Raw genomic sequence first — 13,273 nt, 5'->3', positions numbered from 1 at the left:
AGCATGTTGGAAGAAAACAATACCTTAACCAAGGCAGAATTGGCGGAATTGCTGTTTGAGCGCGTTGGATTGAACAAACGGGAGGCCAAGGATATTGTGGATACCTTTTTCGAGGAAATCCGGGAGTCGCTCGCCAAGGGCGATTCGGTCAAGCTGTCTGGTTTTGGCAACTTTCAGGTGCGAGACAAACCCGCAAGACCGGGTCGCAATCCCAAGACTGGTGAGGTCATCCCAATCTCTGCCCGCCGGGTTGTTACCTTCCATGCAAGCCAGAAGCTCAAGGGTATCGTAGAGCAGGGTGATGAGTATAATCCTGATCTTACGCTCATCGATTAAAGTGGTTCCTTAAAAGACGGTTTGGGTTTACAATCTGCGCATGAATCAGACTGAAATACCTTCCATCACTGCGTTGCCCCCGATTCCGGCAAAGCGATATTTCACCATCGGCGAAGTATCCGAGCTGTGCTGCGTCAAGCCACATGTTTTGCGTTACTGGGAACAGGAGTTCACGCAACTGAACCCGGTCAAACGCCGGGGTAACCGTCGTTACTATCAGCATCATGAAGTGCTGCTTATTCGCAAAATTCGTGATCTGCTCTATGAACAGGGGTTCACCATCAGTGGTGCGCGCAATCGTTTGAGTGACGGCCGTGATGCCCAACACGATCAGGATGCCGCGGTTCGTCTGTCTGCGCAGGATCTGCAATACATCCGCTCAGAGCTGAACAGCGTCATGAAGATTTTCGACCAAATGGTCGCTCCCTGATATCTTCCCTGATTCCGAATTAGGTCTATGAGGGCTATCAGGTCTAGGGCGATCAGGCAATAACAGACACTGGCGTACCGCGATCGCTGCCCAGGGTCGCTTTGCCTTACAGGGGGTGTTCTGCGTAAGCGCTTCCTGTTCAAGTTTATTTTGCTTAAGTTTATTCAGCCCAGGTTTGTCCTGCTTGAGCGATCTGGTCAAAAGCTGCTACGCTAAACCGCCCCGCGAAACCATCTCATTAAAACAACCCGTTAAACTGCTCTGTTGCAACGGTTCAGTCCAAATAAATTCACTCTAGTCAATTAACTCTCTAGTCAATTAAATCAGCGCACGCGCTTGGGTGAACCCAGCCGCAGCCCCCGCTATAGTTACGAAAAGCACACGCACAAAAAAACCGTGATTCACATAACGTCAATCACGGTTTTTTTGATGTTTGGCATTATCGTTGCCAAACAGGGTGCTTGCTGATTACCGTTGCTGGGGTAACAGGATATCGGCCGTCACCTTATTGATGTCTGTCTGTCCGCAGAATCCGAGTGTGATATCCAGTTCGTTGCGGATAATCTGCAGAATTTTGGTGACGCCTTCTTCTCCGTAGGCCCCCAGCGCATATAGAAAGGCACGACCGATCATGGTGCCTTTGGCGCCCAGCGCAATCGCGCGCAGTACGTCCTGACCGGAACGGATACCGCTGTCGAGCCAGACTTCAGGGCCGTCGGTGCCGATCGCTTGCATAATCGAGGGGAGCATGGAAATGGCGGACGGGGCGCCATCAAGCTGGCGACCACCGTGGTTTGATACAACGATGGCGTCAGCGCCGGTTTCTTTTGCCAGTCGCGCATCTTCCGGATCCAGGATTCCCTTTAGGACCAGTTTGCCACCCCAGCGGTTTTTGATCCATTCGATATCGTTCCAGTTCAGGCTGGGATCAAACTGTTCGGCGGTCCAGGAAGAAAGCGAGGATAAATCGTCCACCCCCTTGGCGTGCCCGACAATATTGCCAAAGGTGCGACGCTGGGTTCTGGACATTCTCCATACCCATTCTGGTTTTAACGCCAGGTTGAGCAGATTCGGGATGGTAGGCTTGGGCGGGGCAGAAAGACCGTTTTTGATATCCTTGTGCCGCTGGCCAAGCACCTGCAAATCCAGTGTAACGACCAGCGCCGAGCAGTTGGCAGCCTTGGCGCGGTCGATCAGGCGTTCGTTGAAATCCCGATCGCGCATGATGTATTGCTGGAACCAGAAGGGGGCAGAGGTATGAGCGGCAATGTCTTCAATCGAGCAAATGCTCATGGTAGACAGGCAAAAGGGCACACCAAATCGTTCTGCGGCACGGGCAGCAAGAATTTCCCCATCGGGGTGCTGCATACCGGTAGAGCCTGTAGGCGCCAGCGCCACCGGCATGGTGACATCCTGTCCCAGCATTTTGCTGCGCAAATTGCGGTTTTCAATATTGACCGCGACACGCTGACGAAACTTGATCTTTTGGAAATCTTCCTGATTAGCGCGATAGGTGGATTCAGTCCATGCACCCGAATCGGCATAGTCGTAAAACATTTTTGGAACTTTACGCCGCGCAATGCGTTGCAGATCGTCCAGGCAGGTGATTTTGGTAAGATCAGCCATTATTTTTTATTTCCAGGAAAACAAACAATAGCGTCAATTATACGGATAAGGGTGAAGAAACCACAGTCTCTTCACCCTTAAAATTAAAAAAACGAAAATCGCGGCGCTTATTCAGTTGGCCAGCGCAACACTGCCTTCTCGGCCTTGCCTTTGGCAACCGTAAATGCGTGCTTGCGGGCTTCGCCTTTGTATGTAGCAGTCAGCTCATATTTGCCATCGGGCAACTTTACATTGAGGTAAGGTCCGGTGTTTGCGGCATCAAATACTTTCTTGTTGTCCTTGTCAACAATCTGCACGGCGACATCAGACAGGAAAGCCTGATCCTTGACTGCCGAAAACGTCATATGCAGGTTGTAGTCCTTTTCGGAACTTTTCAATTCATTTTGTTCGGCGTTGCCGATGCCACCCGTAATATATTGAATTGACTCATAACTTTGCGGCTGTACCTGAGCGAATACCGCATTGGCGCAGCCGATAGTCAGGCCCAAAGCCAGGGCAGAGGTAGCCAGAAACGTTTGAATGTGGCGGATGGAAAACTGTGTGTTCATTCTGATACTCCTTATAAAGCGCTCCAGACGCATTACTCTCAAATGCGTATAAAACCCGGATAGCCAAATCAGTGTAAACACAAAAACTTCGGAAATGGCCGTTTTGATGCCGGCTGAAATATTTTTGACAGTTCAACATATCCGTAACGCCAGTGCATCTGGCGGCATCCAATGCTATGAACGGAACGGTTGCGGCCTGATGTGCTGTCAATTCGTTCTGTCATAACCATACATTAAAGGACGCAAAATGAAATCAACACATATAGGATGGATTCTGCTGGCGGCGCTGTCAGGTTGTGCATCAACGGCAAAGAATACCGGACCCGCGGACGCCCAAATTGCCGCTATTGTTGTCACTGCCAATCAGGTCGATGTGGATGCAGGCGAACTGTCCACATCTACACCCAGATTGAAGGATGTGCGATCGTTTGCAAATTTGATGATTACCGACCATAACGCGGTCAATCGTTCGGCTACAGCGCTGGTGCAGAAACTGAACGTGCAGCCGGAACCTGGGTAATATCGAAAACGAGACGCGTGCAATGTTGATCACCGACAGCAATCGACCATATCATGAAGCGACGCGCAGTCAGATGCGCTCGTTGCTGGAGGCGCGATTGGATCAATTGCCGGAATCGTTTCGCACCGTATTTGTCCTGCGCTCGGTCGAAGAAATGTCAGTAAAAGAGACGGCGCTGTGCTTGGGCATGCCCGAAGCAACGGTACGCAGCCGGCATCATCGTGCCAATGCAATGTTGCGCAAACTGCTGGCGCGTGATCTGGATTCCACCGCGCGCGATACGTTTGAGTTTGATGGTGACAACTGCGACCGCATCGTTGCCAACGTACTGCAGCGGGTGCCAGCGGCGTAAGATGACAAAAAGGACTTGCCGATTTCTCGTAAGTCCTTGATTTTGTTGGTCGGAACGGAAGGATTCGAACCTTCGACCCCTTGCACCCCATGCAAGTGCGCTACCAGGCTGCGCTACGCCCCGACGATATTGTCGCTTAGCAGTTTTGAGGTAAATCGCACGTGGTTAACCTTTGGGGAAATAGAAAGTTAGTAATGCGATCTCAGCTAAGTCGTGCATCATATCATTGTGACGTTTTTTTTTCAATCGTCCAAGGTGGGTTTCATGAAAAACCATGCCTGAAATTGATGGGTTCGTGCAACACCATAAGCACCCCCCAGCTGTTTATTATGGCGCCATGGTTGCAACAGCTTATGACGCGGCCGCCTGTCTTATTGCTTGCACTGTAGTGGCGGGCACCGGAAATATTACCAGAGCAAGCTGCATTCAGAATCCGATAAGACGCTAAACCGCAGCACCGTCATATTTTTGCAGCACCAAAGCGTCCAGGTCTGCCTGCGGTACGCTGCGCAAATTGACTGCGTAGGTTTGTGTGCCATCCGGCTGTCGCCCCGTTGAAAACGATTGCACTCCGCAGTTTTGACAGAACAGGTGCTGGATTTTGTGTTTATTGAACTCGTAAGTCTTTAGCTGATCACTGCCGCTGTTTAACTCGAACTGGTCGGCGGCAACGAAGGTCAGTAGCGAACCGGTGCGTCTGCAAATGGAGCAGTTGCAACTAATTGCCTGGCTAGGTATTTCAGCATTGACCGTAAAAGTGACTGTGCCGCAATGGCAGCTTCCCTGATATGACATTGATCGCTCCTTGTATATTGCAACCGTTGGCTTTGGCAGACTGCATGGTTTAGTGCATTCAGCCTGCCTGGCCTGCGGGGTCAGGAGCCGATGCGACGCTGCAGCTGTTCATAAGCTCGTTCAGCGGCTCTTTGTCTGGCCGGCGTTGTCGGGGCCAGGTAATACGACGAGAAACTGGAATGGTATCGTTTTAACACGGGGCGGGTGCGCTTGTCAGCATTGTCATATGCCTGTTTGTAGTCACGCTCCCAATTGCGGTTGATCACCCGATAGCATCGCGTTCCTTTCTCGTACGATTCGTGTGTCATGGCTTGGCAGCGGCTTACCGAGACGGGAGGGTATTTATCGGCGAAGGCTATCGCCGTTGCTGTGGTGGCTTTGTCCGATTCCAGTTCCTGCGCGGTGAACTCTGCATAGGGATCAGTCTGGCTAAAGGAGCAGGCTGCCAACAAAATCAAGGCTGTGATAACGGCTGTCTTTTTCACTATTGAAGTCATGTTCGAATTTTCCTGAAGCAAGAAACGTTAGCTAGAGAGGGGAACCCGCCTGCGCAAAAGTATATACAACTTTAGAATTGATACAAAGAGAAATATTATGAATGAAATGTGAACTGGGGTGCCGACTCATGCTTTCGACTTGCGGTCTATGACAAAAGGTTTTTCAGGCATGCGATGGCATTGTCGCCATTGCATGGGTCGCAGTCTGTGTGACGGGCGAGCCAGAGAGGAAGTCAGGGCGGAAAAAGTCAGGGGGTAATCAGAGGGCAATCAGAGGGTAGTCAGCGCATAAAAATAGCCGCCGTTCAGATCGGCGGCTATTGCAGGGTTGCCAGGCAAACGAAAAACTGCGCATGGTTTCTAGCAAGTGCATTATCCTGTTCTTTACAGGAAAATGCGTTACCGGTTATTTGACGATGGCTTCAATCTGGACAAGTATTTTGACTTCATCGGGAATGCCCATGTCGATACCCCAGTTCATGCCCCATTCTGAGCGTTTGATCGTGGTTTCGAAATCACCGCCGCAGATGTTCTTCTTCAGTACGGGCTGGAAATAGCAATTGTAATTGGTATTTTTCAGCGTCACCGGATGAGTCTGGCCCAGCAGAGTCAGGTCGCCACCTACCGTGGCCAGTTTGTCATTCTTGTATTCAAACGACTTCCCGGCAAAAGTGATTTCCGGATATTTTTCGGCGTTGAAAAAATCGGCAGACTTCAAATGATCATCGAAATCCTTGGTGCCTGAATCGACCGATCCAGCCTTTATTTTTATATCGGCGGTTCCCTTGTTTTGCTTGGCATCGGCGGCGATGGTGCCCTGAACATCATCAAAGCGAATGCGCAATGTCGACGTTTTAAAATGCATGACTTCCACGGTCACAAATGTGTGGGTCGGTTCTACCTCATAGTTTGCCGTTTCAGCATGGGCCGTGCTGGCCATACCGCCGAGCAGGGCAGCAGAAAGGGCGGCGTTACGTAATACAGAGATCATTCAATATACTCCCGAAAAAGTGATGGCAAGGCAACGGTCTGATGACTGGCGCGCAAATCATTCTGATAATTTATCATGAATTTATTCAGTATTCTGTAAGTAACGTGTGCCCCTCGGTATTCATCCGTCCGGCATGATTTGAAAACCAAAATTCAATTCGCTGCCGCGCTCGGTATACTTTGTTGGGTGCGCGGCCAATACCGGGCCGTAGCGGACAACGCAAAGACGGACCCAGGCTGTTTTATGGCACAATGCCTTGTTTGTCCGGTTCGAAAAGCGGTTTGGCCGTCTGGGCGCTTCCCAGAACATGCAGGTCTGCAACCGCATACGGGTAGCGCGAGAACAAACATAATATTCGTGTGACTGGCGATAAACAGCAGTATATGCATTCCAAGGAATTGAATAAATGAATACCGAACAGACCGAGAACAGCACTCCGGAGTTGGGCCAGATTCTGCCTGATGGTGAGCAGGCGGCTGTCTGGCATTCAGAAGCCGGCTTTGCTGCGCCCACTTCTTTGCAGGATGCTGACGATACGATGCGGGCCGATCAGGCCTTGAAAAAAATGCGCAACGGCATCGGGCTGCTTTGGCGGGGTGACTTCCAAAATGGCAGGCAACTGCTGCAGGCTTTGGGGCGTCGGCTCGACCGAAAGACCAAAGCCGCAACTGGTCATGAAGCTGAGCCTATATCAGCGCGTTTTCACCGGTACCGGATGCAGCAGGCCCAACGGGCACGCCTGCTGGGTCTGCTGCTGATCCGGCTCGAATCTGACACTACGATTGCACTGCGTCGGGCGCCAGCCTGGGAGCAGGCGCTGCTTCAGGTGTACGGGTCTGCGCATCCGCCCATGCTGGTGTCGTTAAGAGAATTGCTTGGCGTAGTCGGAGCATATGAATGGCGCCGCAAAGGGGTACCAATCATCGACTGTGATTTTCGTATTCATCCGCATTACGGCGTATTTTCACCCTCGCGTGCCGAATATCTCACGTTGCTCCTGCAAGCGCCCTTGCCGGAAAACTGCCGGACTGCATTCGATATCGGCACCGGTACGGGCGTATTGTCTATCCTGTTGGCCAAGCGAGGCGTCGCGCGTGTCATTGCCACCGATTCGTCACCGCGCGCAGTGGCCTGTGCGCAGGATAATGTAGACAGGCTGGAATTGGGGGACCAGGTGACGGTGCAGGAGGTTGAGTTTTTCCCCGAGGGCAGGGCCGATCTGCTGGTGTGCAATCCGCCCTGGTTACCAGGGAAAGTCACTTCATCGCTTGATGCGGCCGTCTATGATCCCAACGAGCAAATGCTGAAAGGCTTTTTGCAAAAAGCGCGGCAGCATCTGGAGCCGGGCGGCCAGATCTGGCTGATCATGTCTGACCTGGCCCAGTTATTGGGATTGCGTGCAGTGAACGAATTGACACAGCTGTTTAGTGAAAATGGCCTGCGCGTGCTTACCGTTTATGAGGCCAAGCCTACCCACGCTCGTGCGAGCGATCGTTCGGATCCCTTGCATGAGGCACGCGTGCAAGAGACGACATCGCTATGGTGTCTGGCGCCTATTGACACTGAAAATTGATGAAGTAGGTGTCTTCTGGCGTGCCAGTACCGGTGGGATTGTGTTGTGAAATATTGACAGGTTTCTGATAGCCGCAAGTTTTTTGGGCCGTCTGCATGCACATTTCCCAGTTCGGTGGCGTTTTCGCATCGGGTGAACATTTGACGCCATAATTGCCGCGATCTGTCACGTCAAGCCCGCTGGAGGCACACCCGGCCAGTACGATAGGGACAAGAAGCAATAGCAGTTTTTTCATTCACGAACTCCTGTTGGGGCTGTATTGTCTAGTGGCTGTATTGTATCGGATTATTAATCACGTACTTTTATTTTAATTAAATTCAGTTATAGTGGTAGAAGAATATCCTGTAACGTATTGAATTGAACGTATGTATTTGCTCCATTGTGAGAAGTGATATGTTTGATTTGTATGCATTCCGTTACATTCAAGTGTGATTCTGTTGTTATGATGAGAGTCGTATAAGTTTTGTTTATGTCTTTTAAAGGGGTACTTCTATGAAAAAATTTCTCGTTCCCGCTATGATCGTTCTCGCAACTGCAGCAACAGTAAACGTACATGCTGCTACGCCGTCTGACAATCTGTCTCGGCATGCGCTGGGCGAGGCAAAGGATACCCGTTCGGCTTGGGCCAAATCGCAGGACATGTATGTTGAGCCAACGCTACGTATGACAGAGACCACTGTACCTGTCGCGCCAGGCCAGGCTCAGCAACAAAATTTACCCGTTGAGGCAGTACCTGCAGGCTCTGTTCCACCAACAGGTACCAGCACGACAACGGTGTATGGCCCTAACGGTCAACCTGTTTCTCAGCCTGCACAGCAAATGCCACAGTCGGCACAGCCAGCTGCGCCGGGCCAGCCCGTGCCAATGCAGCAGGGCACCAGTGGCGCACCTGTTCAGGATCTGTCTCGTCCACAGCCCTGATGGCTTGCGGCTTGGCGGTATAAAGCCGCTTAGCCATGGGCTTGATCCGCAAACATAAATAGCGCGCATTATTCTTGTCGTTGTTGTTGATGCCATCCGCGGGTCCGCCTGCTACTCGCTACACGAAAACCGATAACGTTGCTGCGTTATCGGTTTTTTTGTTCGCACACCGATTCAGTTGTGTGCTTCGCACACGCACTGCCTGCAGCAGGCACGTCTGATTGCGCATTCGTGTTGATTATGGGCGGTCAATGACGCGCGCGATCAACAAGTACGGCGCCACGCAGTTCCGTTTCAGATTGCCATGTGGCGACCCGCTGAGCACTTTATGTAGGATCGGTACTGCGATTGCGGCAATGACGTCCGATTTGATCCGGGCGATATCCAAAGCGGCTGGTAATTATCAGAGGATAAAAATACCCACATAGGACCCCGTTCATGGTTTGAATTCATTAATCTGCTGGCATCCGTTTGTTATCAACACAGACACCGAATGCAGCCATTGAAAACGACAACCCAAGACAACCCGGCAATTTGGCTGGAACGCTATGCCGAATTGTTTGACAGTATTGAAAGTACACCGCTCACGCAAGAGCAACGCCTGGCCTCTATCTCTAATGCAGCAGCGACACTTGTTCTGGCCGGCGCCGGAACAGGAAAAACCAGCACGCTGACAGGACGCGCGGCATTTCTCATGGCCCATGGGCTGGCAAAGCCTGAAGAAATTCTCTGCCTGGCGTTTGCTCGTGAAGCGGCACGGGAGATTGATGATCGCCTGCAGCGCCGGCTCGCTGCGCGCTGGCCGATGCAGGGGTTTTCAGCGAGCACGTTTCACAGTCTGGGGTTGCGGATCGTACGCGAAGTCGAGGGCAACACACCTGCGCTCGCTGAGCTGTGCAGTAATCGACAGAAGCTGGCAGCGTTTATACACGAACATATGCTGCGGTTGAGCGCGCGATCGGCCGACTATGCCGGCGTGTTGTTTGAGTATTTTTCAATGATTGAGCCTGGTCTTGCATTGTCGTGCGAATTTGCCGAGCGTGGCGATTATCTGGCAGAGTGTTCGATCCGCCTGCTGCAGACCATTCGTGGCGATGTCGTGCGTTATCCATTTGATTGCCTGGTGGCCAATGCGCTGTGCTTGATGGGTATTGAATATGACTATCGAAGACATTATCCTCATCCGGTCTTCCAGGCCAGGCGCCGCCCATATCAGAGCACTTTTTATCTGCCAGAGGCAGGCGTTTATATTGATGTGTTCGATTGCACGAGACAGGCCGGTGAACAATGCGCTGCCGCTACTCTATCGCGGCAACTTGCCCGCTGGCATCAGCATTATGCCACGCGTCATATTACTGTATGGGAAGCGCCGGGTTTTACGCAAGACATCTGGCAATTGATTGAGCACTTAAGCTGCAAGTTTATTGAGTGTGGTATATCCGTGCGCGCGGTCGGCATCGATGCTACTCACAGTAGCATTCAGACTCATCAGGTTCTGAATCTTCAGGGCAGGGCAGGCAGGTATCGTGCCTGTCTGCAAACGCTGGTTGGCTCTGCGCGTTGGTACTCTCTGGTGGATACGCTGGCCACTGTGCTGCCGCTGCATCTTCAATGCAAAGCCCAGACGGCCGCGGATACAATGCTTGCCGAACGCAAGCATGCGTGGGAACGGCGCCGTATCGCGAACATCGCAGCACTGGTGCAGCCGCTGGCGACGGTCTATAAAGCACGTTTGCGCACGCATGGTGAAATTGATTTTGACGATATGATCAACCGGGCAACGCAGTATGTTGCCACCGGTCGCTTTATCGTTCCCTGGCGTGACATACTGATTGATGAATTTCAGGATATCTCGGCGCCGCGCTTTGCACTGATTGCTGCCATGTTGCGGCAGCGGCCGGACCTGCGGCTTTTTTGCGTTGGCGATGACTGGCAGGCCATTTATCGTTTTGCGGGCAGTGAGATTCGATACAGTACGCAATTTTCTGACTATGTTCATCCCCAGGCCCGGATCGTGCCTTTGAGTTGCACCTTCCGGTTCAATCAGGCATTGTGCAACGTCAGCAGCCAGTTTCTGATGAAAAATCCATTCCAGAATCGCAAGCAGTTGTTTGCCGCGAGCAGTGACATGCGGCCGGTGGTCACTGTTGCCCGGCAGGAGGATGGCCTGGCCGTGATTTTATCGAGGCTGCAGCGCAGGGTGGAGCAAGGGGCAGAGGCTGATCACGACTGTGGCTACGCCTCTAAGACGTTCGTTCAACGTTCCGCCGCAGCATCGCTCATGCCAACGGCAGGCTTTCGAATCATGAAGCGGATTGCAGCGCGAATTGCCTTGGCGTTGCCGGTGCTGGCCAGGACATTGTCAGCGGCAGCTGCCAGTGCCACCAACCTAGTCGATTCTTCTGCCAGAGCAGCGACAACGGTGAACACCGACGCCTGTCGTGGACGGTCGCCGCCAATGCCAAAGGCCTCGGTGCTTATTCTGGCGCGGTTTGCGCATCTGCTGCCCGATGACGACAGGCTGGATGCGTACGCTGTGCGTTATCCTGGTTTACAGTTGACCACCAGCACTGTACATGCCTCCAAGGGACTGGAAGCCGACTATGTGCTAATTCTGAATATGCAGCAGGGGGTTTACGGTTTTCCTTCAGGCAAGCCATCAGATCTTGTGATTGAACGCTTTAGGCCGCAGCCCGAGTGCTTTGAGCACGCCGATGAGCGGCGGCTATTCTATGTCGCCCTGACGCGCGCCAGAAAGCATGTATGGCTGCTGGTGCCGCAAGACCAGAAAAAAATGTCGGTATTTGTGAGGGAACTGCTGCAAGATAATAAAGCCGTGGTTCGCAGCGTGGCTAAGCGTAGCGTGAGATGGCGCGCCTGCCGGGCAGGCGCTGACCGGTCTGGCAGCGCATCAAACATCGTCGTTAAAATGGCTCGCAGACTACGGTCAGGCTGGCGCTTGCCTATGCACGAAAACGCGCTAGCTGATCGGCAGAAACGACCGATCGCCTGTGTAGTTGATAAAATCAAGCGCTGTATCATAGGCATCGGCGTCGGCGCAGAAAAAAAGAACCGTATCATCTGAGTCCATATTGGCCAGAATGGATTCCATTTCATCTTCTACCGGTTCGTCTTCAAGGCCCAGGCTGGAGACATGGATCTGGCCATCCTGCTCAAAACGCGCTTTAGGTAAAATATTGGGAATCCGGTCAAAGTCTACGTCTTGCACAATCAAATAAATGTCCAGCGCCAGAGCATTGACTTGCGCCAACACCTGAATGCCATTGTGAATCGCCCGAACCAGGCTTGTTTGTATTCCAGGATCACCCATGATTTATTCAGAAAGCAATGAAGTTGGCGGAGGCGCATCGCCTGGCACGGCCGGAGCACCCTTATAATGACCTTGGTGCACACCGCAACCGGCCAGGGCGATGAGAAGGGCAGTCATTGCGACAAATTTTTGCATGATAGTTAAAGTACCTGGAATGAGGGCTAGCGGGAATCGCTACAATACAATTGTAATACGAACTGACCGTCTGGATCCATGACACGAAAAATTGTCCATATTGATATGGACGCATTTTATGCTTCTGTCGAGCTGCGTGAAAATCCGCAGCTCAAAGGCTTGCCCGTGGTCGTTGCCTGGGACAGTATTCGTTCGGTGATCGTTGCTGCATCCTATGAAGCGCGCAAATACGGTTTGCGGTCTGCCATGTCTGTCAGGCGTGCGCGGGAACTGTGTCCGCATGCGATTTATATTGCCCCCAACTTTACCTTATACCGCGATGTGTCGCGCCAGGTGCGCGGCATTTTCCAGCAATACACTGATCTGATTGAACCGCTGTCGCTGGACGAAGCCTATCTGGATGTCACGGTCAATCACAAGGGTATTGCATCAGCAACTGAAGTGGCCCGCCGGATACAGGAGGACATTTTCCTTGAAACTTCGCTCACCGCGTCTGCGGGCGTCGCGCCCAATAAATTTCTGGCCAAGATCGCGTCGGACTGGAATAAACCCAATGGAATTTGTGTTATTCCACCATCCAAGGTGATGTCATTTTTGCAGGATCTGCCGCTGGAAAAAATTCCCGGTGTCGGACGAGTCACGCTGGCAAAATTTCATCGGCTGCAAATGAAAACCATTGCTGACTTGCGCCTGCGTAGTGAATGGGAACTGACACATCATTTCGGCCGGTATGGCCGCCGTTTGTACGAACTTGCGCGCGGGATTGATTTGCGTGAAGTCGATACCAATCAGCAATCGCAGCAGATCTCTACGGAAACTACCTTTGATCGGGACTTGCCTTATCTGCAACTGCAGGATCCACTGGACGCCATTGCCAGAAAATTATGGGAGCAGGTGCTGCGCAAGCGCAAGTTCGGCCGTACCGTCACGCTCAAGCTCAAAAGCGCCTCCTTCAGGATCGTGACCCGATCTCAGACCTATTCCAGTCCGCTATATTCAGCGGACGAAGTGCGGCAGGCTGCGGCTACGCTGCTGGCACGGGTTGAAGCCGATAAACGCCATACACTATATCGGCTTATTGGTCTGGGCATTAGCGCGTTTGCCGAAGTCGATGAGATTGAGGCGCAAATATCCTTGCTGTAGGCTTTGTGCTGTCTGATGTTGTTCGTCACGTATAGGTGGGCGCACGAGAATGCGAAGATGCGAGGTATGGAAGAT

Annotated in this window: 14 protein-coding genes, 1 tRNA gene and 1 pseudogene; 8 read left to right on the top strand and 8 right to left on the bottom strand. The window is 52.1% G+C overall.

Features of this window, described 5'->3' with window-relative positions:
• Nucleotides 1-3 precede the first annotated feature (3 nt).
• Both EV681_RS10875 and EV681_RS10870 read left to right on the top strand, forming a co-directional pair.
• On the top strand, nt 4-336 hold the full coding sequence (locus EV681_RS10875) for an integration host factor subunit alpha (protein ID WP_014750764.1): 333 nt from the start codon (nt 4-6) through the stop codon (nt 334-336).
• A gap of 40 nt (nt 337-376) precedes the next feature.
• Nucleotides 377-766 carry a MerR family transcriptional regulator gene (locus EV681_RS10870; protein ID WP_014750763.1) on the top strand — a complete coding sequence of 130 codons (390 nt, stop codon included), beginning with the start codon at nt 377-379 and terminating at the stop codon, nt 764-766.
• A 468-nt stretch (nt 767-1,234) separates the two neighbouring features.
• Here EV681_RS10870 and EV681_RS10865 read toward each other — a convergent pair whose 3' ends face one another.
• Both EV681_RS10865 and EV681_RS10860 read right to left on the bottom strand, forming a co-directional pair.
• Complete coding sequence (locus EV681_RS10865) at nt 1,235-2,392, bottom strand: alpha-hydroxy acid oxidase (RefSeq protein WP_128394077.1); 1,158 nt, start codon at nt 2,390-2,392, stop codon at nt 1,235-1,237.
• 107 nt (nt 2,393-2,499) lie between these two features.
• Nucleotides 2,500-2,940 carry a hypothetical protein gene (locus EV681_RS10860; protein ID WP_130303923.1) on the bottom strand — a complete coding sequence of 147 codons (441 nt, stop codon included), beginning with the start codon at nt 2,938-2,940 and terminating at the stop codon, nt 2,500-2,502.
• Between the two features lie 247 nt (nt 2,941-3,187).
• On the opposite strand from EV681_RS10860, the gene EV681_RS10855 reads away from it, so the two are divergent.
• Both EV681_RS10855 and EV681_RS10850 read left to right on the top strand, forming a co-directional pair.
• Nucleotides 3,188-3,460 carry a DUF4142 domain-containing protein gene (locus tag EV681_RS10855; protein ID WP_130303922.1) on the top strand — a complete coding sequence of 91 codons (273 nt, stop codon included), beginning with the start codon at nt 3,188-3,190 and terminating at the stop codon, nt 3,458-3,460.
• Nucleotides 3,459-3,812, top strand: a pseudogene (locus tag EV681_RS10850) (sigma factor-like helix-turn-helix DNA-binding protein); the annotation flags it as partial. The gene EV681_RS10855 and the pseudogene EV681_RS10850, both read left to right, overlap by 2 nt.
• A 46-nt stretch (nt 3,813-3,858) precedes the next feature.
• Here the strand turns inward: EV681_RS10850 and EV681_RS10845 are convergent.
• The 4 genes from EV681_RS10845 to EV681_RS10830 all read right to left on the bottom strand — a co-directional run bounded on the left by EV681_RS10845 (nt 3,859) and on the right by EV681_RS10830 (nt 6,095).
• Nucleotides 3,859-3,935 (bottom strand) — tRNA-Pro (locus EV681_RS10845).
• Between the two features lie 321 nt (nt 3,936-4,256).
• Nucleotides 4,257-4,607: a GFA family protein gene (locus EV681_RS10840; protein ID WP_130303920.1), complete on the bottom strand. Its 351-nt coding sequence runs from the start codon at nt 4,605-4,607 to the stop codon at nt 4,257-4,259.
• A gap of 80 nt (nt 4,608-4,687) precedes the next feature.
• Nucleotides 4,688-5,104: a hypothetical protein gene (locus EV681_RS10835; protein WP_130303919.1), complete on the bottom strand. Its 417-nt coding sequence runs from the start codon at nt 5,102-5,104 to the stop codon at nt 4,688-4,690.
• Nucleotides 5,105-5,510: 406 nt separating this feature from the next.
• Entirely contained in the window at nt 5,511-6,095 is a 585-nt protein-coding gene (locus EV681_RS10830) for a YceI family protein (RefSeq protein ID WP_130303918.1), read from the bottom strand.
• 406 nt (nt 6,096-6,501) lie between these two features.
• Between EV681_RS10830 and EV681_RS10825 the strand changes: the two genes are divergently transcribed.
• Complete coding sequence (locus EV681_RS10825) at nt 6,502-7,668, top strand: methyltransferase (RefSeq protein WP_130303917.1); 1,167 nt, start codon at nt 6,502-6,504, stop codon at nt 7,666-7,668.
• On the opposite strand, the gene EV681_RS10820 is transcribed toward EV681_RS10825, so the two are convergent.
• On the bottom strand, nt 7,649-7,903 hold the full coding sequence (locus EV681_RS10820) for a hypothetical protein (RefSeq protein WP_128394096.1): 255 nt from the start codon (nt 7,901-7,903) through the stop codon (nt 7,649-7,651). The two genes, EV681_RS10825 and EV681_RS10820, sit on opposite strands and share 20 nt — an antisense overlap.
• Before the next feature lie 257 nt (nt 7,904-8,160).
• Between EV681_RS10820 and EV681_RS10815 the strand changes: the two genes are divergently transcribed.
• Together EV681_RS10815 and EV681_RS10810 are read left to right on the top strand one after the other, a co-directional pair.
• Nucleotides 8,161-8,589 carry a hypothetical protein gene (locus EV681_RS10815; protein ID WP_128394097.1) on the top strand — a complete coding sequence of 143 codons (429 nt, stop codon included), beginning with the start codon at nt 8,161-8,163 and terminating at the stop codon, nt 8,587-8,589.
• Between the two features lie 493 nt (nt 8,590-9,082).
• Nucleotides 9,083-11,674: a UvrD-helicase domain-containing protein gene (locus EV681_RS10810; RefSeq protein ID WP_130303916.1), complete on the top strand. Its 2,592-nt coding sequence runs from the start codon at nt 9,083-9,085 to the stop codon at nt 11,672-11,674.
• On the opposite strand, the gene EV681_RS10805 is transcribed toward EV681_RS10810, so the two are convergent.
• Nucleotides 11,570-11,920 (bottom strand): hypothetical protein, encoded by a 351-nt coding sequence (locus EV681_RS10805; protein WP_130303915.1) that lies wholly within the window; start codon nt 11,918-11,920, stop codon nt 11,570-11,572. The two genes, EV681_RS10810 and EV681_RS10805, sit on opposite strands and share 105 nt — an antisense overlap.
• 213 nt (nt 11,921-12,133) lie before the next feature.
• On the opposite strand from EV681_RS10805, the gene dinB reads away from it, so the two are divergent.
• On the top strand, nt 12,134-13,198 hold the full coding sequence (gene dinB / locus EV681_RS10800; protein WP_128394100.1) for a DNA polymerase IV: 1,065 nt from the start codon (nt 12,134-12,136) through the stop codon (nt 13,196-13,198).
• The last annotated feature ends 75 nt before the right edge of the window (nt 13,199-13,273 follow it).

This window comes from Advenella incenata (genome assembly GCF_004217095.1).
Lineage (GTDB): Bacteria > Pseudomonadota > Gammaproteobacteria > Burkholderiales > Burkholderiaceae_B > Advenella > Advenella incenata.
This window is presented reverse-complemented; position numbering and strand designations above follow the sequence as displayed.